At 66.1% G+C, this 22,216-nt stretch carries 16 protein-coding genes; 5 read left to right on the plus strand and 11 right to left on the minus strand.

The genetic code is table 11. The annotated features are described in order from the left end of the window. Positions 1 to 79 precede the first annotated feature (79 nt). The 7 genes from D9V34_RS03995 to D9V34_RS04020 all read right to left on the minus strand — a co-directional run bounded on the left by D9V34_RS03995 (position 80) and on the right by D9V34_RS04020 (position 10,233). Complete coding sequence (locus D9V34_RS03995; RefSeq protein WP_121687593.1) at positions 80 to 2,494, minus strand: Ig-like domain-containing protein; 2,415 nt, start codon at positions 2,492 to 2,494, stop codon at positions 80 to 82. Positions 2,495 to 2,667: 173 nt separating this feature from the next. Then, on the minus strand, positions 2,668 to 6,381 hold the full coding sequence (locus tag D9V34_RS18060) for an efflux RND transporter permease subunit (RefSeq protein ID WP_245991887.1): 3,714 nt from the start codon (positions 6,379 to 6,381) through the stop codon (positions 2,668 to 2,670). A 163-nt stretch (positions 6,382 to 6,544) separates the two neighbouring features. Beyond that, positions 6,545 to 7,969, minus strand: a complete 1,425-nt coding sequence (gene yczR, locus D9V34_RS04005; RefSeq protein WP_121687594.1) for a MocR-like transcription factor YczR — start codon at positions 7,967 to 7,969, stop codon at positions 6,545 to 6,547. 259 nt (positions 7,970 to 8,228) lie between these two features. Continuing rightward, complete coding sequence (locus D9V34_RS17445) at positions 8,229 to 8,714, minus strand: hypothetical protein (protein ID WP_147441606.1); 486 nt, start codon at positions 8,712 to 8,714, stop codon at positions 8,229 to 8,231. A gap of 131 nt (positions 8,715 to 8,845) precedes the next feature. Continuing rightward, positions 8,846 to 9,346: an RNA polymerase sigma factor gene (locus tag D9V34_RS04010; protein ID WP_121687595.1), complete on the minus strand. Its 501-nt coding sequence runs from the start codon at positions 9,344 to 9,346 to the stop codon at positions 8,846 to 8,848. An 84-nt stretch (positions 9,347 to 9,430) separates the two neighbouring features. Then, positions 9,431 to 9,811 (minus strand): fluoride efflux transporter CrcB, encoded by a 381-nt coding sequence (gene crcB / locus D9V34_RS04015; protein ID WP_245991889.1) that lies wholly within the window; start codon positions 9,809 to 9,811, stop codon positions 9,431 to 9,433. Next, positions 9,808 to 10,233, minus strand: a complete 426-nt coding sequence (locus D9V34_RS04020) for a fluoride efflux transporter FluC (protein ID WP_183091836.1) — start codon at positions 10,231 to 10,233, stop codon at positions 9,808 to 9,810. The genes crcB and D9V34_RS04020 overlap by 4 nt, the downstream gene beginning before the upstream one ends. Positions 10,234 to 10,458: 225 nt before the next feature. Between D9V34_RS04020 and D9V34_RS04025 the strand changes: the two genes are divergently transcribed. After that, positions 10,459 to 10,650, plus strand: a complete 192-nt coding sequence (locus D9V34_RS04025) for a DUF3073 domain-containing protein (protein ID WP_030147884.1) — start codon at positions 10,459 to 10,461, stop codon at positions 10,648 to 10,650. A gap of 92 nt (positions 10,651 to 10,742) precedes the next feature. Next, entirely contained in the window at positions 10,743 to 11,270 is a 528-nt protein-coding gene (locus D9V34_RS04030) for a GNAT family N-acetyltransferase (RefSeq protein ID WP_121687598.1), read from the plus strand. Positions 11,271 to 11,345: 75 nt separating this feature from the next. Here D9V34_RS04030 and purF read toward each other — a convergent pair whose 3' ends face one another. The 4 genes from purF to D9V34_RS04050 all read right to left on the minus strand — a co-directional run bounded on the left by purF (position 11,346) and on the right by D9V34_RS04050 (position 19,080). Next, positions 11,346 to 12,800 carry an amidophosphoribosyltransferase gene (gene purF / locus D9V34_RS04035; protein ID WP_121687599.1) on the minus strand — a complete coding sequence of 485 codons (1,455 nt, stop codon included), beginning with the start codon at positions 12,798 to 12,800 and terminating at the stop codon, positions 11,346 to 11,348. Positions 12,801 to 12,835: 35 nt separating this feature from the next. Next, positions 12,836 to 13,945: a phosphoribosylformylglycinamidine cyclo-ligase gene (gene purM / locus D9V34_RS04040; protein WP_121687600.1), complete on the minus strand. Its 1,110-nt coding sequence runs from the start codon at positions 13,943 to 13,945 to the stop codon at positions 12,836 to 12,838. Next, on the minus strand, positions 13,942 to 14,325 hold the full coding sequence (locus tag D9V34_RS04045) for a hypothetical protein (protein WP_121687601.1): 384 nt from the start codon (positions 14,323 to 14,325) through the stop codon (positions 13,942 to 13,944). Before D9V34_RS04045 ends, purM begins: the two co-directional genes overlap by 4 nt. Before the next feature lie 108 nt (positions 14,326 to 14,433). After that, a complete protein-coding gene (locus D9V34_RS04050; protein WP_183091837.1) occupies positions 14,434 to 19,080 on the minus strand; it encodes an HtaA domain-containing protein in 4,647 nt (1,548 codons plus the stop codon). A gap of 207 nt (positions 19,081 to 19,287) precedes the next feature. Here D9V34_RS04050 and D9V34_RS04060 point away from each other — a divergent pair, with 207 nt between their 5' ends. Genes D9V34_RS04060 through D9V34_RS04070 form a run of 3 tightly spaced genes read left to right on the plus strand, consistent with a single transcriptional unit; the run spans position 19,288 to position 22,213 of the window. Beyond that, the gene (locus D9V34_RS04060) at positions 19,288 to 20,379 is read left to right on the plus strand and encodes a heme/hemin ABC transporter substrate-binding protein (RefSeq protein WP_245991891.1); all 1,092 of its coding nucleotides are present in this window, start codon (positions 19,288 to 19,290) and stop codon (positions 20,377 to 20,379) included. Continuing rightward, on the plus strand, positions 20,376 to 21,452 hold the full coding sequence (locus D9V34_RS04065; RefSeq protein ID WP_121687605.1) for a FecCD family ABC transporter permease: 1,077 nt from the start codon (positions 20,376 to 20,378) through the stop codon (positions 21,450 to 21,452). Before D9V34_RS04060 ends, D9V34_RS04065 begins: the two co-directional genes overlap by 4 nt. After that, positions 21,449 to 22,213 carry a heme ABC transporter ATP-binding protein gene (locus tag D9V34_RS04070; protein WP_121687606.1) on the plus strand — a complete coding sequence of 255 codons (765 nt, stop codon included), beginning with the start codon at positions 21,449 to 21,451 and terminating at the stop codon, positions 22,211 to 22,213. The genes D9V34_RS04065 and D9V34_RS04070 overlap by 4 nt, the downstream gene beginning before the upstream one ends. Positions 22,214 to 22,216: the final 3 nt, after the last annotated feature.

Here is a 22,216-nt window from a genome sequence, read left to right on the forward strand (position 1 = left end):
ACATCGCTCCGATAGCCACAACGCAGAAACGGCGACCCCGACCGGGGTCGCCGTTTTCGCGTGGGGGCTCGGTGCGGGACTAGCCGCGAGCGTCGCGGCGGCGCAGAGCCGATCCGGCCAGGAGCAGCAGCCCCAGCAGCAGGGTTCCGCCGATCAGTGGCAGGGCCGGCCCGGTGCCCGCGCCGGTGCGGGACAGGGTGTGGTCAGGTGAGGACGGGTTGCTTGACGACGACGCCGGGATCACTTCACCCGAGCCCGGGATTGAGCTCGGCTGTGCGGCGATCTCGGTGGGCGAGGAGGACGGCGACGCCGGGGGCGAGGTGGCCTCGGTCGGCTCCGGAGAGGGCGAGGAAGTACTGCCCTCCGTCGGCTCCGGCGAGGACGTGCTGCCCTCCGTCGGGTCGGGAGACGAGGTACTGCCCTCCGTCGGCTCCGGCGACGAGGTGTTGCCCTCCGTCGGTTCCGGCGACGAGGACGGCTCCGGCGACGAGGACGGCCCCTCCGACTCCCCCGGGGTCGGCGTTGGGCTGGGGGCAACCTCGTCGCACGGGCCCAGCTCAAAGTCGTGCACAAAGACCGCGCGGTTCCCCGACGGATCGACGGTCCAGCCCGAGGGCAGGGTCCCGATAAATCCGAATCCGGGGTTTGCGGTGGCAATCAGAGTGTGCCGCTGCTTTCCCTCCGGCTCGGTGACCGGGCCGAGGGTAATCACTGCCTGGAGATCCTCGAAGGCCCAGTACTCAAGCCAGCCCGTCGAGTAGGTCCCGTCGCTCTGACACACCGGAGCAAACGGGACCGGGCTCGGTAGGATCCCGGCGGAGATGAGGCAGCTGGGGTTGTCGAAGGTCGCGGTGAGGGTCGCGGTGCCCGCCTCGGAATCCAGAATCCAGCCCGAGGTTGTGTCGCTCGCGAACACATATCCAGGCTGCAGGGTCGCGGTGACCGTGACCGTCCCGCCGCTCACTGGCGAACCGGTCTGCTCAAACGTCATGCCGCGCAGGCCCTCGGTCGCCAGCTCGAAGCGCGGAACCGTGGGGGTCCCCAGCGCCGAACACTCGGCCTGGGTGATCGTGGGTGCGGGCAGCGCATCAGCCTCGGCGATGCAGGAAATCGCACCCTGGAAGGTGTGGGAGAACGACGCCTCGGTTGGGCTCAGCCGTACCCATCCGGCCGGCAACTCCTCGGGGAAGGTGTAACCCTGCTGCAGGGTTGCACGCACCGCGGCGGTCGCGCCGGGCACAATTCGGGCGGGCACCGTATAGCGGATCCCCGTGCCGTTGGTGATCGGCTCAAACTGCGGGCCGGTGGATTCCCCGGCTCCGGTGCAGACGAACTCGGTGGCTACGGGGGTTTTCAGCGTCGCTTCCCCACCGGCTCCACCACTGAAGTTTTGGGTGTAGCTCTGGCTGGCTTCAAAACGGTTTTCCCCGTTGGGGAAGGGCTGCACGGCACTGGTATAGATCGCGGTGTTCTCAAAGGTCAGGTCACCCTGCTCGCTGAGCGGCTGGGTCGAGGTGCCAAAGAAGATCAGGATCGGGACCCGGCCCGCGGGCACATCGGTAAAGGTTGCCGAGATGGTGCCATCCACACAGGTCACCGGGACGTTGGCATTCGCCTCGTTTTGAGCGTTCTGGTCCCGATACTGGGTGAACGTGGGCAGCTCACAGTTGATCCGCCACGGCGCACCCGCCTGGGCCTCGGCCGAGTGGTCGGAGTCGCTCAGGGTGATCGAAGCAAACGGTCCCGGGCCACCCACCAGGAGGTACTGCACCCGCGGAACACCGTCGATCTCCCCGGTCCAGGCCTGCTTGGACGGACCATCGATCCAGGTGGCATCGGGATTGTGCACCTGCTTCACCGTGACCGAGTGGGTGGCCCGAACGGACCCGTTGACCTTCGTCACGATATCCGCATAGGTCCCCGCGGGGGTCAGGATGTTGGCAAACTTCACGCCCCAGGATGCCGAGCCCGAAATGTTGGACATGTCGTCCACCTCGTCGGTGAACGTGAAGCGGGCGATCGGCCCGGTACTGCCCGAAGCCGGGGTCACGCTGACATCCAGCATCACCCGATTGGTTTCCCGGTTGGGGACCACATAGGTGCTGCGCAGCGACATCAGGCGCGGGTCGAGCTCCACATCGAAGTAGTCCCCCGCCTGGGCGGTGGGGGCGCTGAAGCCCACCTGAAGTCGAAACTCCGAGTTACCGTCGGTGACCGAGGAGTCCATCGTGAGGGACTTCACCGCGCCGGGCAGCAGAACCGGTGCCGCCTGCGCACTCTGCGGGGTGCCGATAAAGACGCTCAGGGCACCGGCAACCAGAGCGGTGACGGCCACGGCGGCGAGGCGACGGGTCCACCCTCCCCGGGAAGAATCGGACGGGCGGGCGGCCGGCGCGCGGCCAGAAATAAACATCGAGGGAAACTCCCGGGCGTTGATCGCACGGGTCAGGATTTGCCCACGCTGCTGACGGTTGTGGCGACCCCGTGTGGGCACGAACCATCCACTAGTCTGACCCACCCACTGCCGAGTGTATGTCCCCCGAATGCGGGTTTTTACGCACCCCGTTCGGGTGTCGCGAACGCACACGTTCGGCGGGCAGACACGGGCACCACACGCACTCGGGGCCCCGCACGGTGTGTGCGAGGCCCCGAGTGTAGCGAGCGTGTTTAGCCGTTCTGGCCGGTCTGGCCCGCGGCGGAACCGGTCTGTGCCTCCTCGGAGTCGATCTGGGCTGCGTTCGGGATTCCCGAATCGGCCGCCGCCTTGGCCGCGGCCTTTGCCGCGCGCTTCTCGGCACGACGGTCCTTAGCCCCCTCGACGAGGTTGTAGAGGCTCGGCAGCACGATCAGGGTCAGCACGGTCGAGGAGAGCAGACCACCAATCACCACGATCGCCAGCGGCTGCGAGATGAACCCGCCGTGCCCGGTGATGCCCAGCGCCATCGGGATCAGCGCGAAGATCGTCGCCAGCGCGGTCATCAGGATCGGACGCAGACGTCTGGCGGCACCGTGCTTGACCGCCTCGGGGACGCTGAGTCCCCGATCGCGGTACTGGTTGACCAGGTCGATCATCACGATCGCGTTGGTCACCACGATACCCACCAGCATCAGCACACCGATCAGCGAGGGCACACCCAGCGGGACGCCGGTTGCCACCTGCAGACCGATGGCACCGGTGGCCGCGAACGGCACCGAAACCAGCAGCAGCAGCGGCTGACGCAGCGAGCGGAAGGTGGCCACCATGACGATGTACACGATCAGGATCGCGGCGAGCATCGCCAGACCCAGCTGGCCAAACGCGGTGCTCTGATCCGAGGCGACACCACCGATCGAGGCGGTCACCCCATCGGCCAGCTTGGTGTCGGTGAGGAGCTTGGTCACCTGCGAGCTCACCCCGCCGATATCCTCCCCCGCGGGGGTGATGTTGACCGAGGCCGAACGGTCGCCACGGATCGTGGTGATCGTGGCCGGACCATCCACCACCGAGACGGTGGCCAGAGCGTCCAGACGCTGGGGGCCGCCCAGGGTCGGGATGGTCAAGCCCTGCACCTCGGCGAGGGTCTGCGGCGGGTTCTCGCTGGCGAGGTAGATCTTCACGGTGGTTTCATCCAGCGCGATCTGACCGATCTGACCCGGACGCATTGCCTGAGCCACGATGCTGCCCAGGGCAACCTCGGAGAGGCCCACCTTGGCAGCGGCGTCGCGATCCACCTTTACCTGGATGAAGGGGCGCGCCTCGGAGATGGTGTCATCCACCTCGGCGACGCCGTCGAGCTTGGCCGCCTTATCGTGCAGTACCTTGGTCGCCTCGGCCAGTGCCTTGGCGCTGGAGGCCTGGACGTCGATCTTGATCACGTTCGAGGCCCCGAAGCCCGAGCTGGCGGCCAGCTTGAGCGTGCCGACATCCTTGAGCTTGTCGAGTTCCTTGCGCACGGTGGCCTGCAGGGCGTCCTGGTCGGCGTTGGCGTCGGTGGTGATCGAGTAGCTGATGCTGCCCGATCCGCCGCCGGAGAAGGCGTCGGACAGGGCGCTGCCGCTGGAACCGATTGAGACCTGGACGGTCTCGATGCCCTTGATCTCGCGCAGCTTCTTCTCCACCGTGGAGGCCGCGGTGTCCTGCGCCGAAAGGCTGGCACCCTGTTCCAGGGTCTGCGAGATGTTCAGGGTGTTCTGACCCGAGGATCCCAGGAAGCTGAGCTTCATCAGCGGTGCCAGCGCACCGGTACCGACGAGTACCAGGAGGGCGAGCAGCAGGGTCGTGACCGAGTGCTTGACCGTCCAGGAGATGATCGGCAGGTAGCCGCGCTGCAGCCAGCTGGGGTTGTCCAGCTCGTCGGGCTCGATGCCCTCCCCGGAGGCCGCGCGGCGAGCCCGGCGGGTTCGCGGAGCTCCCGGAACCACGGGAATCGACCCGGTTTCCGGCTCGGCATCCCGTTCGAGGGTCGCGGTAGTGGTGAGCGAGGGTTCCAGCACAACCCCGTCGGCCCCGGCGTGAGCCGCGTGGGCGGCGTGCGGGACATGTGGGGTGTGTGCGGTCTGGGCCGCGACCGGGACCTCGGTCTCGAGGGGCGCGTTTTCGGTAGAAACGGTCTCGACCGAAACATCCTCGGATACGTCCGCCGCGACAGCCGAGGTTTCCCCCTCGGCGGCGGTGTGAACGATCGCGATCTCGGTGGTCGAGGGCTCAGCACCCGGGTCCGCCTGAACCACTGGCTCCACACCCGAGTCAGCCTGCACCACGGGCTCGGGCTCTTCGACAATGTCGGCGGCGGGAACCACACTCACGGGTGGGGCCGCGGGACTAGCCTCGATCGCCAGCGGGGGCGCGGCCGGGGCAGGAACGAGCTTGGCCTTCTTATCGGCCTTGGCCGGCTTCTCCTTCTTGACCCGGAGGAACCAGAACGCGAGCACCGGCACGATGGTCAGCGCAACCAGCAGCGAGGCCGCCAGTGCGATGGTCACCGTGAGCGCAAACGGTCGGAACAGCTCACCGGTCATATCACCCACGAAGGCCAGCGGCAGGAACACCGCCACGGTGGTGATGGTCGAGGCGGTGATCGCCCCGGCCACCTCACGCACGGCCACGCCGATCGCTCCCAGGCGCGCGGCCGGGGTTTGATCGGGGCTCAGCTGGAGGTGACGCTTAATGTTTTCGATGACCACAATCGAGTCATCCACCACGCGCCCAATCGCGATGGTGAGTGCACCCAGGGTCAGGATGTTCAGGGTGTAGCCGGTGGCCTGCAGCCCGATAAAGGTGATCAGCACCGAGGTGGGGATCGAGATCGCGGTTACCAGGGTGGCGCGCACATCGAGCAGGAACAGGAGGATCACCAGGACGGCAAACACCAGACCCAGCAGACCCTCGGTCGCCAGGGATTCGATTGACTGCTCAATGTAGGGGGCCTGATCGAAGACCACCGAGAGCTTCACATCGGTGCCCAGCTTCTTTTCCACATCGGGGATCAGGTTGCGGACGGCCTGGGAAACCGCAACCGTGTTGGCATCCGGGGTCTTGGTGATCGCGATGGTGACGGCGGGCTCGCCATCCACCCGGGAAATCGAGGTCTGCGGGTCCTGGCCGAGCTCGACCTTGGCGACCGAACCGATCGTGTGCACCACACCCTCGGGACTCGGGGTCGCGCCCACCAGCGGGAGCGCGGCGATGTCGTCGACGCTGCCCAGCTGGGTTCCCGCCTGCACCGAATAGGTCTTATTGGCCTCGGTGATTTCACCGGCCGGGAGCAGCACACCGTTCTGCTTCAGGGTGTCCGAAATGGCGCTGGTGGATACTCCGGCGGCGGCGAGCTGCGCCACATCCGGGGTGATGGTGATGCGCTGGGTCGGGGCACCCACGAGGGAGGCGTCGCGCACACCCTCAACGTTGGTGAAGTCCGGCACGGCCTCACGGCGCAGCGCGTCGGCGAGCTCGTTGATGTTGGACTTGCCGGTGGCCGCAATCTGGATGACCGGGAGGTCGTCGATGCTCGCCGAGATGACCTGCGGGTCGGTGTTATCCGGCAGGGTCGACTTGATCCGGTTGATTGCCTGGCCGATTTTCTGCTCGGCGGTGGCCAGATCGGTGCCGTATTTGAACGTTGCCGTGACCAGGGAGGAGTTGGTACTCGATGTGGTGGCCGTGGATTCGAGTCCCGGCACCCCCTGAATCGCCGTTTCGATCGGCGTGGAGAGGTCATTATTGACCACCTCCGGTGCCGCACCGGGGTACGCGGTGAACACCACAAGCTGCGGGAACTGCACGCTGGGTGCGAGCTCCTGCTTGAGGCTGGTCATCGCGAGGCCACCGAAAAGCGCAACCACCACGGTGATCAGCGCGATCAGCGCCCGGTTTTTCAGACTGAGGACGGCGAGCTTATGCACGTTACTCCCTGGGTGTCGGTGTGGGGCGCCCGATACCGGCCTGGTGTCGGTACGCCTCGCCGCCTATTCTCGCATGATCGCGGGCGTTTTCCGTGAACCCCGTCGTTGTCTGCAACACCATCCGCGCCCGAGATCTGGCATCGGGGAGAAAAATTGGTGGTGCCTAGTAGCGTCCGGGCGGCGGCAGTTCCAGATCCGGCGCGGCACGCAGTTCCTCCCAGCTGTCCACCAGGGCGGCCAGCGCGGTCTCGGTGACCTCGCTGGGGCCCGTGATCGGGATGCGCAGGAAGCGTTCAAACGCCCCATCCGCCCCGAACCGCGGACCTGCCGAGAGCAGCAATCCGTGCTGGCGGGCGGTGAGGGTTAGCCGGGAGCTCACCGGGGTGCCCAGGTTGACCCAGAGTGCCAGCCCCCCGTGCACGTGCGGGATCTGCCACTCGGGCACCCGGGACGAGAGATAGGAAACGGTGACATCCCGCGTGGCCCGAAGCTGGCGTTGGCGCAGCTCAAGGATCTGCGGCATCGCCTTGAACGCCTCGAGTACCGTGAGCTGTTCGAGGATCGAGGTTCCCAGGTCGCTGCGGGTGCGCGAGGCCACCAGGCGGGTGATCGTGGCGGCTTCGGCGCGGATCCAGCCGAGCCGGATGCCCGCCCACAGGGTTTTGCCCACGGTACCGACGGTGATGATCTCGGCCCCCGAACGGTTATCCACGGCGAACGGGCGCATCGGACCGGGACGGTCGATGTCCAGGTCCGCGGTGGTCTCATCGATCAGCAGCACGGTGCCCTGCTTGGCCGCCACTCGGCACAGCCGTTCGCGCAGGTCGCGGGGCATGCTGGCACCGGTGGGGTTGTGGAAATCGGGCATCAGGTAGGCCAGCGCCGGGCTCGTGCGCTCGACGGTGTCGATCAGCTCGTCGGCGTCCCACCCGGTTTCGGCGGTCACCGGAACGGCGACCACCCGGGCACCCAGTGCCCGCATCGTGTCGTGGGCATAGGGATAGCTGGGGTGCTCGATCAGGGCGCGATCCCCGCGGGCGAGGAACAGCCGGGTGACCAGGCCGATCGCGTGCTGTGCTCCGAGGGTCACCATGATCTGATCGGGTCGGGTGGGCAGCCCCTGGGCACTGTAGCGGGCGGCGATGGCCGCGCGCAGCTCGGGCAGACCCACCGGATCGGAGTCGGCATCCAGGTAGCGCGGCAGCGCCTCGGCGGCGGCCAGCGCGGCCTCGGGGAGCTGCGGGGCCGCGGGCAGCGAGGCGCGGGCGAGGTCGAGCAGGACCGGACGTCCCCCGGGTTCCCGGGCCAGGGATGCGGGATTGATCCGTGCCACACTCCCCGATCCACGCACCGAGTGCAGGACCGCGCGCTCGCGCAGATCCCGGTAGGCCGAGCTGATCGTTGCCCGGCTGAGCCCAAGCCGCTCGGCCAGCTCGCGTTCGGCGGGCAGCCGGGTGCCCGAGGGGATGCGGCCATCCAGGATCAACAGCCGAATGCGGTCGGCCAGGTTCCGATAGGTGGTGCCGGACCCGCGCCAATCCCCCAGCAGGACCACGAGGGTGCGGGCGGCCAGCGCAGGTTCGTTCATGCCCCCATCTTAGGCAGCCGGTCTCTCCCAACCGATATGTACGGCGTCGACGGGATTCCTGATCAGCCCGCACTCACACTCGCTTCGTCGTGCCGACAGTGAGAAGCCAGCGCCGCTCTAGACGCAGTAGTGCGGCTCTCCAATCACAGGAGAACAGCGTTCCCCGGCACGGGGTGTGTTCACACTAGTTGGCGAACAGTCCACCCCACTGCGCTTTACGGAGGCGTTTAGGGAGGTGAAGGTTCGTACCCACCAGTGGCTATTTCACTCCTAACAGGTTTCGCGTTGTCTGATCGATTTCAAGTGATCCATCGAGGCTTCGATCGACTTCTCCCTCACTCACCCTGAATGCACCCTGCCCCGCGGTGGACGTCAACTGCCACTCACTTCCGAACGCCACCAGGGCGAGCACATAGTCAGATCCCACATCGAGTCCGACCGTTTCTGCCGTGGGTTCCGCATCTGTTTGCGTCCGGGGGATGTAAACATCAAGCGTGCCAGTTCGTGCATCACTGGCGTGTGAGATTAACACCCGATAAACCGTCAGGAGGTTTTCGTCTACACGCGTGGCGGATGCGCTCACCACGGTTCCTGAAACCAATAGGGAACTTGCCTTGTCGAGTTGCTGAAAGTTTTCATAATGAGCCGAGTCCGAAAGCGGACCCTCTCGGCCAATCATGCTTGGCAATGCCATCACCGCCGCGACAGCCACCAAGGCAGCGGCTCCCACTATGAGCAATAACATGCCTCGTGTTCTCGGACGCGTCCGAGTTGGGCTCATAAGCGGAGCTCCAATAATCGTTTCCACGGGAGGGCGAATCATCCTCTCGGGCGTCCTACTAATTGGCGCAGCGCTACGCAACCGATCTAAGAGTTTCATGATGCAGTCCCTTCGAGCTCACGAGCGAGGTGCGCACTAAATCGTTTTCGCGCGCGATGAAGACGCACCCAGAGCGCCCCAGAACTGGGTCCGAGGATGCCAGCAATTTCATCAACCGTCAGATCGTCCCAATATCGAAGCTTCAACAGCTCTCGGTCCTCCGCGGAGAGCGCTTCTAGCGCCGCATACACTTCACTAAACTCATTCGGTGATCCGGTCAACGAGGAATGAAAAGAGACAATCTCGAACAGACCCTGTTGACGTTCTCGAGATCGGTAAAGATCACCGACGGTGTTTCGTGCGGTCACAAAAAGCCAGGCAGGTGTGACAAGTTTCGCAACGCTCAGGCTGCGTTCCCATGCACGACGGAACGTCTCCGCTGTGAGATCCGCAGCATCCGCGTCATTGTCCACTCGCCTCAGCACAAAACGGTAGACGCGAACATACTGCTGTTCATAGAGTTGAGTGAAGCCCCTCCTCAAATGGTGAGACACCATTGTTCCCCCTTCCCTTCACCTACTTCGTTGTACGGGAAGGGTCAATCCTTACATGTCTTCTGAGAATTCCTCCGGTCATCCAAACTAACCCGCGAGGGTGCCGAGAAAATAGCCCAGCGCTGCCAGCGCCACGCCGAGGGCGAGACTGCCCAGCGCATTGATCAGCGCACGTCCCGGATGCCCCGCGCGGATGAGCTTGACGGTGTCCACGCTGGCAGTACTCAGGGTTGTATACCCGCCCAGGAATCCGACGCCCAGGATGAGCCGGACACTGTCGTCCAGGCCCCAGGCACCGAGCAGTCCGGTGAGGAGCCCGAGGGCGAAGGCACCGGAGGCATTCACCACCAGGATCCCCCAGGGGAATGCCGTGCCCACCCGCGCACGGATCCGATCATCCAGCCAGTAGCGCAGCATGCCGCCGAGCCCACCGGCGAGGATCACCAGCGCGAAGACCCCGGCGCTCACCGCACGCTCCGGCCGAAGACGCGCGCGCCGAGGATCATGCCCAGCCATGCGGTGACCACGCCGCCCAGCATCGAAATCAGGGCGTAGATCAGGGCATCCGTGACCCGCCCCAGGTGGAGCAGGGTGACGGTGTCCATCGCGATGGCCGAGAACGTGGTGAATCCGCCGATGACCCCGGTACCCAGCAGCAGGCGCACATCGCGGATTCGGGAGGTCTCGGGGCCGCGGGCGGCCAGGCGCTCGGTCAACAGGCCGAGCAGCAGCGCGCCCACCAGGTTGATCCCCACCGTCGTATAGGCGATATGGTTCTGTGGCGGCCACACCTCGCCCAGCAGCGCACGCGCGGCCACACCCACCATCGCGCCGATGCCCACCAGAATAAACGTATGCAGCGGCGGGTATGTGTGTGCACGTTCGCTCACCGAAACCGCCCTTCCCGTATCGTGTCTTGGAAGCATATGCCGCACCCGTGCGCCCCGCGTAACGAATTCGCGATTTTCGGCGTGGCGCCCCTGCACGAGTGTCCCGATGGACGCTCTTTGCCGCACGGCATGCTACGATCAAGGTTAGTCTTTATCGTTCCCTGGTTGGTGAAACCATCGGGCGGGTAACCCCGTTCGACAAACTGATTCGTGAGGGGGTCTCGCATGGGGCGCGGCCGTCAAAAGGCAAAGCACACCAAGATCGCTCGTGAGCTGAAATCATTCAGTCCCGAGGTCAATTACGATGCGCTCGAGCGCGAGCTCACCGGGCATGCCCCCGGTGATCACTACGACGCCGAGATCGCAAAGTGGGCAGAGTATGCCGACGACTATGAGGGTGAGAGCAAACACGCCTAGCGTGTTCCTCCACCCTGTCAGTGAGGGCCCCAGCCGCGTGCGGCAGGGGCCCTCACTGCGTTAACCCACGCCCGCTGCTAGGCTCGGGCGCAATGACACAGTCGATCTCGCTCAGTACCTTTTCCACCGCTCGGCTCGATGCGGAGCCGCTCACCCCGGGCCACGCTGATGAGGCGTTCGCCGTCTTGAACAGCACCGAACTGCATCGCTATATCGGCGGTGAGCCCCTGGCCCACGACGCCCTCACCACACGCTATGAGCGCCTCGCTGCGGGTTCGCCGGCCGAGGTTTCGGATGTGTGGGCCAACTGGCTCCTTCGCGTGCGCGAGGGCGGCCACCTGGTCGGTACGGTACAGGCCACGATCTCCGTGGATGAGGGAACCGCGGCGATCGCGTGGGTGGTGGGCGTGGATTTCCAGCGCCGCGGCTTTGCGAGCGAGGCCGCCCGCGGGCTCGTGGGATGGTTGCACGCGCACGGCGTCACCCGTATTGAGGCGTTCATCCACCCGGAGAACCTCGGGTCCAACGGCGTGGCACGGGCGCTGGGTCTTGAGCGCACCGGAGTCTTCGAGGACGGCGAAGAGATCTGGCGCTCCCCGGGGTTCACCGCCGCCGCGTAGTCCCGAATGCCTCGCCCAACAACAGCGGTGCGCCACCCGAGAATCGGGCAGCGCACCGCTGTTGTATGACCGGGCCTAGGAGAGCTGGTTCTTCTCGACCCAGGCGAGGTATTCCTCGCTCACGCTGCCGGTCACGTACTCACCGGTGAAGCAGCTCATCTCGAGTTCGGTCACATCCGAGCCCTCGATGATCGCGCTCTGCATGTCCGCCACTTCCTGGTAGATCATGTGGTCGGCCCCCAGCGCCTTGGCGATCTCGGGGATCTTGCGACCGTGAGCCACCAGCTCGGCGCGCGAAGGCATGTTGATGCCGTACACGTGCGGGAAGCGCACGGGCGGGGCCGCCGAGGTGAAGGTCACCTTATTGGCACCGGCCTCACGGGCCATCTGCACGATCTGCTGCGAGGTGGTGCCGCGCACCACCGAGTCGTCCACGATCAGGATGTTCTTGCCGCGGAACTCGCTGCCCATCGCGTTGAGCTTCTGGCGCACGCTCTTGGAGCGCTGCTCCTGCCCGGGCATGATGAATGTGCGGCCGATGTAGCGGTTCTTGTAGAAGCCCTCGCGGTATTCGATCCCGAGCTTCTGCGAGACCTGCATGGCGGCGGGACGCGAGCTGTCGGGGATGGGCATGACCACGTCGATATCGCCCAGCGGCATGTGCTCGGCGATGGTGTCGGCGAGGCGGTTACCCAGGCGCAGACGGGCATCGTAAACCGAGATACCGTTCATCACCGAGTCGGGACGGGCCAGGTAGACATACTCGAATGAGCAGGGCACCAGGCGCGGCTTCAGGGCGCACTGACGGATGTGCAGCTCACCGCTCGGGGTGATGAACACGGCCTCACCGGGGGCGACATCGCGCACCAGCTGGTAGCCGGCGCTCTCCAGCACCAGCGATTCCGAGGCGACAATCCATTCGTCCTGGCCCTTGCCCGGACGGCGACCCAGCACCAGCGGGCGAATGCCGAACGGGTCGCGGAAGGCGAGCAGTCCGTGACCGGCGATCATCGCGATCGCCGCATATGAGCCCTCAACCCGCTCGTGGACCTGCGACACCGCGTTGAACACGGTGTCGGGGTCGAGATCCAGACCGCTCAGCGAGGACTGGAGCTCGTTAGCCAGCACGTTGAGCAGCAGCTCGGTGTCGCTGGTCGAGTTCACATGACGACGGTCCACATGGAACAGGTCGCGGGAGAGCTCGCGGGTGTTGGTGAGGTTTCCGTTGTGCACCAGGATGATGCCGTAGGGCGCGTTCACATAGAACGGCTGAGCCTCCTGCTCATTGGCCGCGCTGCCGGTGGTGGCGTAGCGCACGTGGCCGAGGCCCACGGTGCCGGTGAGTGAGCGCATGTTCCGGGTGCGGTACGCCTCACGCACCTGCCCCTTCGACTTGTGCATGTGGAAGGTGGATCCGTCCGAGGTGGCGATTCCGGTGGAATCCTGACCGCGGTGCTGCAGGAGCAGCAGTGCGTCATAGACCTGCTGGTTGACGGGACTTGATGAGACGATGCCGACGATACCGCACATGGGTTTTAAAGGCTCTCTTCGGGGTGTGAGGGGTTCTAGTTTGCGTAGTGACCGATGAGTCGCACGGCGCCGCCGTCCACACCCTTGGCACCCTGCTCGAAGCCGGTGAAGTCGCGCGCAGAGGTGTGCACGGTTCCCACGGCCCAGGTCGGAATTCCACCGGCGGTGAGTTCCGCGGTGACCGCATCGGCCACCTCCGCGGAGACCACGGCGAAGAAGCCGATACCGAGGTTCCAGGTGCCCTCGGCGCTTTCCAGGCTGGTGCCGGCGATGTCCGAGAGGACCCGGAAGACCGGGGCGGGCGACCAGGTGGAACGCTCCACCTCGACCCAGGAACCCAGCGGCAGCACGCGGGCCAGGTTGGCGGCAATGCCACCGCCGGTGACGTGCGAGAGGGAGTGGATGGCACCGTCGAAACGCTCATCGCCGAGCAGGTTCAACAGCGGGGTGGTGTAGAGCCGGGTGGGCTCAAGCAGTGCCTCACCGAAGCTGGCACCGAGTTCGGCGCTGTGATCGGTGTAGCGAATATCCGCGCCGGCGAGGATGTGCCGGACCAGGGAAAAACCGTTGGAGTGGATCCCGGAGGATTCCAGTGCCAGGACCACGTCGCCGTCCTGCACGCGCTCGGCTCCGAGCACGCGGTCGGCCTCGACCACACCGCTGGCGGCACCGGCGACGTCGTAGTCGTCCACACCCAGCAGGCCCGGGTGTTCGGCGGTCTCGCCGCCCACCAGGGCGGTGCCGGTGGCCGAGCAGGCGCGGGCGATGCCGGCAACGATGTCGGCGATACGGGCGGGAACCACCTTGCCGCAGGCAATGTAGTCGGTCATGAACAGGGGCTTGGCCCCCACCACAACGATGTCATCCACAACCATGCCGACCAGGTCCTGGCCGATGGTGTCGTGCTTGTCCAGCGCCTGGGCGATGGCCACCTTGGTGCCCACACCGTCGGTCGAGCTGGCCAGCAGCGGGCGACGGTAGCCCAGCAGGGCGGACGCGTCAAACAGACCGGCGAAGCCGCCGAAACCTCCCAGCACCTCCGGTCCGTGTGTGGCGGAAACCGCCTGTTTCATCAGCGAAACCGCGAGGTCTCCGGCGGCGGTATCCACGCCGGCGTCACGGTAGGAGGCGGAGGCAGAGGTCATTTTTGGTCGGTACCCTCGGTCGTAGTCGGAGCCACCGGCTCGTGGAGATCTTGGGGCTCTTCCACGGGGTGCACGTATAGCTTATCCGCATCGATGACGTGTTCTTTGCGCCCAACCAGTCGATCCAAAAGGATGGCCAAACTCCCAAAAATCGCGATCCCCACAACCACGCAGACCAGCGCCAGGAATCCGAAGATTTGCCCCTGGCTAAAGTCTTCATTTTTGGGGAACGAGAAGGTGAGGATCATCGCGGTGAGGATGCCCAGGGCCCCGCCAATCACAATGAATGTGAAGTACTTCGGGGAGCGGCGCACACGGACCGTGGTGCGGGTACGTTCCTCCTGCAGCGGGTCGGACTGGGGCTCCGGAGACTCGGTCATATACCCATTGTCCCCTATTGATCGGTGGCTGACGAATCGGGAGAATCCGCACAAAAAACCGCGGCCCGGATCCTCTGAGGAGATCCGGGCCGCGGGGTATGGTTCTGGCTACTCGCCGGCCTCGGCCAGGCGGCGACGACGGACCACAACGATGGTGCTCGCGGTGGCGATCACGATCAGGGCGAGCAGGCCGCCCGCGGTCCAGAAGATCCAGGAGTTGTCGGCCGGAGCCTCGGCGGTCGTGACGGCCGGCTTGGCAGCCACCGGCTTTGCCGCCTCGGGCTTGGCCTCGGCCTTGACTCCACACTCGGCCCCCAGCGGGATGCTGAAGGTGACGGCGTCCAGCGCCTCACCGGCCGGGTAGGTTCCAAACGCCGCGGCACCCTCGGCGGTCAGGGTCGCGGGGACCTTGTCGCCGTTCAGAGCGTTGTCGCCGCGGGTCAGCGGGGTCGTGGTCAGATCCAGCTGCGCGAATCGCACCTGCTTCTGATCGATGGCCTGACCATCCTGGGTGGTGCCGTGAACATCCAGCAGCACATAGGCGGTCTTGTCATCCACCAGCTCGATCTGCGGGTTGGCCAGGGTGGTGTCCAGGACGCCCTGGTGACCGGTGAAGTGCATCGAGCCGGCGAATGTCACCAGTCCGCGCTGCTTCTCGCCGTCCACCGATCCGGTGCCCGCGGTGAAGGCGAACTCCGGGTAGGTGAAGGTGGCACCATCGGCGGCGGTGTACTCACCGCGGGCGATGCCCTCGATGTAGTTCAGGAACGACGCCTTGAAGCCCCAGTTGAGGGTGGCACCCTCGACCGCGCAACCCTCGGCGAGGGCACGCTCGGCCAGCGTAAACACGAATCCGTGGTTGACCGAACCCTGGAAGGTCAGCGTGTGCTCGCCGGCCTCGAGGGTCGTGGGCAGCGCGCCGGTCCAGCTGGCATTTCCGTTGGCGTCGGCGGTAATGGTGCCGAGCAGGATCGGGGTCGAGTAGACCACCACGCGAATGTCCTTCTCGCCCGGCTGGAAGCCCGACGCGGTCACGGTCGCGCTCTCACCGGTGCTGAGCTTCGCAAGCTCGGTCTCGGTGACGTTCAGCCCGGTGGTGGCCGGCGGGGTGGCCGGGATCGGCAGAGTGGTGTTCTTGTCCTTGGCCGAGACCGACAGCACGGTGCCGGAGACACCCAGCGGGGCGGCGGCCGGCGAACCGATCGTGAAGGTCAGCGGATCGGCGCTCGCGTAGCGACCCTGGAAGAGCTCGCCGCCGGCGGCGCTCACCTGGACGGGCACGCCGCTCCAGGTGGTGGCCGCACCGTTCTCGGTGCGGGTGGCCGCGCCGAGGTTCAGGGTGCCAAAGACGATCCGGTTGCCGTTGAGGCTCGCGGTCAGGGTCGCGCTGGTGGGCGAGAGGACCTGAATGGTCGGGTTGGACAGGGTGTAGTCCAGCACGCCGCCGTGGCCGTAGAAGCGCACTCCACCGGAGTAGCTCACGCTTCCGGTACCGGTAGCCCGGTTGAAGTCGCTCACCGCGGACTGACCGAACTGGAACGCGCCGTTTGCCCGGGTGGCACCACCCACGGTGCTCACCGAGCCCTTGGCGATCGGTCCCTGAACGTAGTCGGAGAACTGGTTCTTGACCGACCAGCGCAGCGATCCACCGGTGATGGAAGCAACCGGGTTGGTGACGGCGGGCTGATCCACCGGGGGCTTGGTCGGCTCGACCGTGCCACCCTCACCGGTGCCCGAACGCATGGCGATGGTCGCAAAGGCGTCCAGGCTGCGGTCGGTGGCCGACAGACCGTGGGCTGCGGAACTTGCAACCTCATAGGTCTTGGCCGAGTTCAGGGTGCCCGCGGGAACCCGGATCGAAACGGTGAACTTTCCACCGACGATCTGGCTGGGCTGGACCCACTCCTGGGCGAGCCATCCGTCGCCGGGCAGGGCCGAGTTTCCGGTCCAGTAGCCCTTCTCACCCAGCAGGACGTAGGCACCGAACTGCGCGCCGGAGCCGGTGAATCCCGATCCGGTCACGGTGAAGACGTTGTCCACGCTCGCGTTGACATCGGCGCTCGGGGTCACCACCAGCGAGGGCTTATTCGGGTCGATGATGACCGACGACTTGAGCGAGATCGCCGCGGAGGCATCCAGCGAACGGTCGGTCACCGAGAGGCCGTGTGCCGCCGAGGAGAAGACGGCGTACTCGCCACCGGACACAAACTGACCGCTGGGGATCACGAGCGTGGTGGTGAAGGCACCGTCCTTGATCTGGGCGGGGGTCACAAAGTCCTGGGCAAGCCAGCCGGTCTCGGGCAGCGGAGTACCCGTGGCCCAGTTGGACTTCGAACCGATCAGAACGTAGGCACCGTTGACGGCACCCGGGCCGACATAGCCGGTGCCCGAGACGGTGAAGGTGTTGTTCTTCGCCGGGTCCACGTCCTTATTCGGGGTGATGGTCAGGGTCAGCAGGTTGGACTTCAGCGTGATCGGTGCCGAGGCATCCAGCGAGCGGTCGGTAATCGAGAGACCGTGGGCGGCCGAGGAATACACGGCGTATTCGGTTCCCGCGACGAAGGTTCCGGCGGGAACGTTCAGGATCGTGGTGAACGTGCCGTCCTTCACCTGTGCGGCGGGAACGAAGCCCTGGGTCAGCCACCCGGTTGCGGGCAGCGGGGTACCGGCGGTCCAGTTGCCCTTCGGGCCGATCAGAACGTAGGCGCCGTTGGCCGCTCCGGGACCGACATAACCGGTGCCCGAGACGGTGAACGCGGTGGCCTTGGCCGGGTCGACGTCGGAGTTCGGGGTGATGCTCAGCTTGGGGCTGGCGGCAACCGGAGCGAAGCTCAGCGGGGTTGCGGTCTCGAACAGCGCTTCCTTGGCACCGCCACCGGCGTAGGTGTAGATCCCAAAGTTGCCGTCCTGCGGCTCCTTGTCATAGCCAGGCTTGACCACCAGGGTGGTCTCGAAGGTGCCGTCGGGCTTGATCTCGATGGCACCGGCGTTCGCACCACCGATGGTCGCCATCGACTCGGCGGCTACGCCCCAGCGCTGGGTCGAAACCGAACGAGCCGAGCTCGGTGCGTTCTCCGAGGGCTTCCAGGTGTCGGCAAACTTGCCAAACACCACGTAGGCACCGGTGAACTTGCCGGCCAGCGGCGGACGAGTTCCCACGGTGTTTGCGGTCGGCAGGAATCCGGTTCCCTTGATGGTCACCAGGTCTCCGGCGGGGTTCAGACCCGCAACCTTGTCCACGGTCACCCTGGCCTGCGCCGGGGCAAAGCTCAGCGGGGTGGCCGTCTCGAACAGGGCCTCCTTGGCCCCGCCACCGGGATACGTGTAGATCCCGAAGTTGCCGGTCTGCGGCTCCTTGTCGTACCCCTTCTTGACGGTCAGGGTGGTCTCGAAGGTGCCGTCGGGCTTGATCTCGATGGCACCGGCGCTCGCGCCACCAATGGTCGCCATCGAGTCGGCCGCTACGGCCCACTTCTGGTCAGAAACCGAGCGTGCGGTGCCCGGAGCGCCCGCGGAGGGCTGCCAGGTGTCGGCGAACTTACCAAACACGACGTAGGCACCGGTGAACTTGCCGGCCAGCGGCGGACGCGCACCGATCGTGTTTGCGGTCGGGAAGAAGCCGGTTCCCTTGACGGTGACGGTGTCGCCGTCGGGGTTCAGACCGGTGGTCTTGGAGACGGTCACCTTGCCCTGCTGCGGGGCAAAGGTCAGCGGGGTTGCGGTCTCGAAGCTCGCCTCGACCGGACCACCAGCAGCGTAGGTGTAGATGCCGTAGTTTCCGGTTGCGGGTTCCTTATCAAATCCGCGCTTGACCTGAATCTCGGTGCTGAACGAACCGTCGGCCTTGAGCTCGATAGCACCGGCGTTTGCCCCACCAATCACCTGCATCGACTCGGCCGGAACGGCCCACTTGGTGGCACCGGTGACCCGGGTGCTCGCGGGGGCACCCGCGGAGGGCTTCCAGGTGTCGGCGAACTTACCAAACACCACGTAGGCACCGGTGAACTTACCGGCCAGCGGCGGACGCGTTCCCACGGTCTTATCGGTCGGGAGGAATCCGGTACCGGTCACCGTAACGGTGTCACCCTCACCGTTCAGGCCGGTGGTCTTGGAAACCACAACCTTGGGGGCGGCGGGAGCCTCGGTGGGCTCCGGGGTCGGGGTCGGCTCCGGAGTAACCGTGGGCTCCGGAGTCGGAGTCGGCTCGGGGGTCACCGTGGGCTCGGGGGTCGGGGTCGGCTCGGGAGTAACCGTGGGCTCCGGGGTCGGAGTCGGCTCGGGCGTCGGTGCACCCTTGACGGTGACCGGGGCAAAGGTGTCCATGCTGCGGTCGGTGATCGACAGCCCGTGTGCGGCCGAGGTTGCAACCTGATATGTCTTGGCCGGGTCCAGTGCTCCGGCGGGAACCACCAGGGTGGTGGTGAACGCACCGTTCACCACCATGGGCTTGGGGACAAAAGCCTGCACCAGCCATCCAGCCGAAGGCAGAGCCGTGCCACCGCTCCACACCGAGGTCTCACCAAACAGCACGTAGGCACCATTGGCGGCACCCGGGCCCTCAAATCCCGTGCCCTTCACCTCGAGGGTGTTGGCCTGCGCGGGGTCAAGCGGCCCATTGGGCGTGACCGAAATCGAGGGGGCGGGGGCGGCCTGGGCGGGGGCACTGCCAACGATCAGACCACCGGCGACAAGCGCCAGGGCCAGGATCGGGGCAAGCCAGACCCGCAGCCGCGAGGACAGGGCTGAGAGATACACGGAAACTCCAGAGGTGGGGTGTGGGGTTTCTATCCGCAGCAAGCTCAGGTGAAGTACCACTTGAGGCGCAGATAGGTTAGCCTAAGTAAGGCAAGGCTATGATCGAGTAAATCTGGTCGGGACGGCACTTGTCAAGCTGAGGCTAGCCTTACCTCGTTAAATTCCCCACGTAGAGCGAGAAACCAGATGTCACCCCGCGGAAAAAGCGTGCGCACCGCCGCACTTCTCACCCTGACCGCGCTGCTGCTCACCGCATGTAGCGCGACGGCAACGACGCCCGAGAACGACGGGTGCGCCCAGACCCCGCTGAGTGAGCTGAAGCTGGATACCCCGGCCAACCAGATCACCGGCGTCTCCGACGCCTGCCTGGCCAACCCGGCGATCGACCCGATCGAGAAGGACCCGACCCCGAAGCTTCCGGTCACCGTGACCGATGACGCCGGCGCGCAGGTCACCGTGACGGACGCCTCGCGCATCCTCGCCCTCGACATCTCCGGCACCCTCGCCGCCACCGTCTGGGGCCTGGGCCTCGGCAAGAACCTGATCGGACGCGACGCCGCGACCTCGTTCCCCGGAACCGAGAAGCTGCCGCTGGCCACCGGCTCGAGCCACACCCTGAACGCCGAGGCGATCCTGGCGATGGCCCCCACCGTGATCCTCACCGATGGCAGCCTCGGCCCCAAGGCCGTGCGGGAGCAGCTCGCCCAGGCGGGCATCCCGGTGGTCAAGATCACCCAGGACCGCACCATTTCCAACACCGGCGACATCGTGCGCGAGGTGTCCACCGCCCTGGGCATCCCCGAGACCGGAACCAAGCTCACCGAGCGCATCAGCACCGAGCTCAAGACCGCCCTGGGCGACGTGCAGAAGATTGTGCCCGCGGATGAGTCCAAGCGTCCCCGTGTCATCTTCCTCTACGCCCGTGGCGGCGCGGGCATCTACTACCTCTTTGGTGAGGGTTCCGGAGCCGATTCGCTGATCGACGCAATCGGTGGGGTGGATGTGGCCAAGGAAATCGGCTGGAACGGGATGAAGCCGATGACCGCCGAGGCCCTGATGAACGCCAAGCCCGATGTGCTGCTGATGATGACCGACGGCCTCAAATCGGTCAACGGCATCGACGGGCTGCTCGAGCAGATCCCCGCCCTGGCCTCGACCCCCGCCGGCGAACACCGCCGCGTGGTCACCATGAACGACACCGAGATCCTCGGCTTCGGACCGCGCACCGCGGCCGTGGTGGAGTCCCTCGCCCGCGCCCTGTATACGGCACCGGAACCCAGCGCTACCCCCGCCAAATGAGTGGCGCGCAGGCCCCCACACGCACCCGTGTGTCCAAACACCGCCTCACCGGCCGCCGTCTCACGCTGATCGGCGGGCTGGCGATCGCGCTGGTGCTCGCCATCTTTATCTCGCTCGGGCTCGGCCAGTTTCCGATCGCCCCACACGAGGTGTGGAATCTGATCATCGCCAAGTTTGGCGTCTCGGTTCCGCCCGCGGCCCCCGGCGCCGAGGCGGCGCTCTGGACCGTACGGATGCCCCGACTGCTGTTGGGTGTCCTGGTGGGTGCCGCGCTGGCCGGGTCGGGTCTGCTCCTGCAGGCGATCTTTGGGAACCCACTGGCCGATGCCGGAGTGATCGGTATTTCTTCGGGGGCGGCGCTCGGCGCGGCCCTGGCGATTGTCACCGGGATGGCGGCCCTGGGTAACTGGACGGTTCCCGCGCTGGCATTTGTCGGCGGTCTGATCAGCGTGTTTGCCGTCTATATGGTGTCCCGCTCGGGAGGCAAAACCGAGGTGGTCACGCTGATCCTCACCGGCATCGCGATCAACGCGATCTGCGCCGCCGGACTCGGCTTCCTCACCTTCCTGGGCAACACCTCCTCACGCGAGCAGATCGTGTTCTGGCAGCTGGGCAGCCTCAACGGTGCCCTGTGGACCCAGGTGGCGACCGTGTTCCCGGTGGTGGTGATCGGCCTGATCGTCGCCTATCTCGTCGCCCCGAAGCTTGACCTCTTTGCCCTCGGAGAAAAGAGCGCCCGCCACCTGGGTGTGAACGTCGAGGCGCTGCGGATCACCGTCATCCTGCTGGTCGCCGTGCTGGTTTCGGTGGCCGTGGCCTTCACCGGCATCATCGGTTTTGTGGGCCTGGTGATCCCACACCTGATGCGGATGATCATCGGCCCCGCCCACCGCCCGCTGCTCCTGGCGTCGGTGCTCGGCGGCGCGCTGCTGGTAGTGCTCGCCGACCTCTTTGCCCGCACCGCGATTGCCAACGCGGACCTGCCGATCGGTATGGTCACCTCTCTGGTGGGTGGACCGTTCTTCTTCTGGCTGCTGATTCGCACCCGTAAGTCGCAGGGAGGCTGGGCATGAGTGACCTGATGGCAGAGGGCGTTTCGCTGTCCTTTTCCGGTAAGCCCGTGCTGCAGGATGTTTCGCTGCGGGTCCTTCCGGGTGAGCTGCACGCCCTGATCGGTCCCAACGGTGCGGGGAAGTCCACGCTGCTGGCGATGCTCTCGGGGGATCGCACCCCGGCATCCGGTGTGGTGCTGCTCGACGGGAAGAACCTCGGCGAGTGGCGTCCGAAGGAGCTGGCCCGCGAGCGCGCGGTCCTCACCCAGGACAACACGGTAACCTTCCCGTTTACCGCCGCGCAGATCGTGGAGATGGGACGCGCGCCCTGGCAGCGCACCCCGGCCGAGGACGAGGATGAGCGGGCAATCGCCGAAGCCGTGGCGCAGACCGACGTGGCCCACCTGATGGACCGCACGATCCCCCACCTCTCAGGTGGCGAGCGCGCCCGCGTGGCCCTGGCCCGGGTGCTCGCCCAGCGCGCGCCGATTGTGCTGCTGGATGAGCCCACTGCGGCCCTCGATCTGCGCCATCAGGAGGACGTGCTGCGCATCGCCCGCGACCGGGCGCGCGCCGGCGATGCCGTGGTGGTGGTGCTGCACGATCTGAACCTGGCCGCCGCCTACGCCGACCGAATCACCCTGCTCTCGCGCGGGCGGATCGCCGCCTCGGGCACCCCGAGTGAGGTGCTGACCACCGAACGGGTCGAGGAGGTCTATGGCCAGAGGGTCGAGATCATCGAGCGCCCGGACCGTCCGCCCCTGATCGTGCCGCTGCGCTAGTTA

Source organism: Mycetocola lacteus, from assembly GCF_003667575.1.
Taxonomy (GTDB): domain Bacteria; phylum Actinomycetota; class Actinomycetes; order Actinomycetales; family Microbacteriaceae; genus Mycetocola; species Mycetocola lacteus.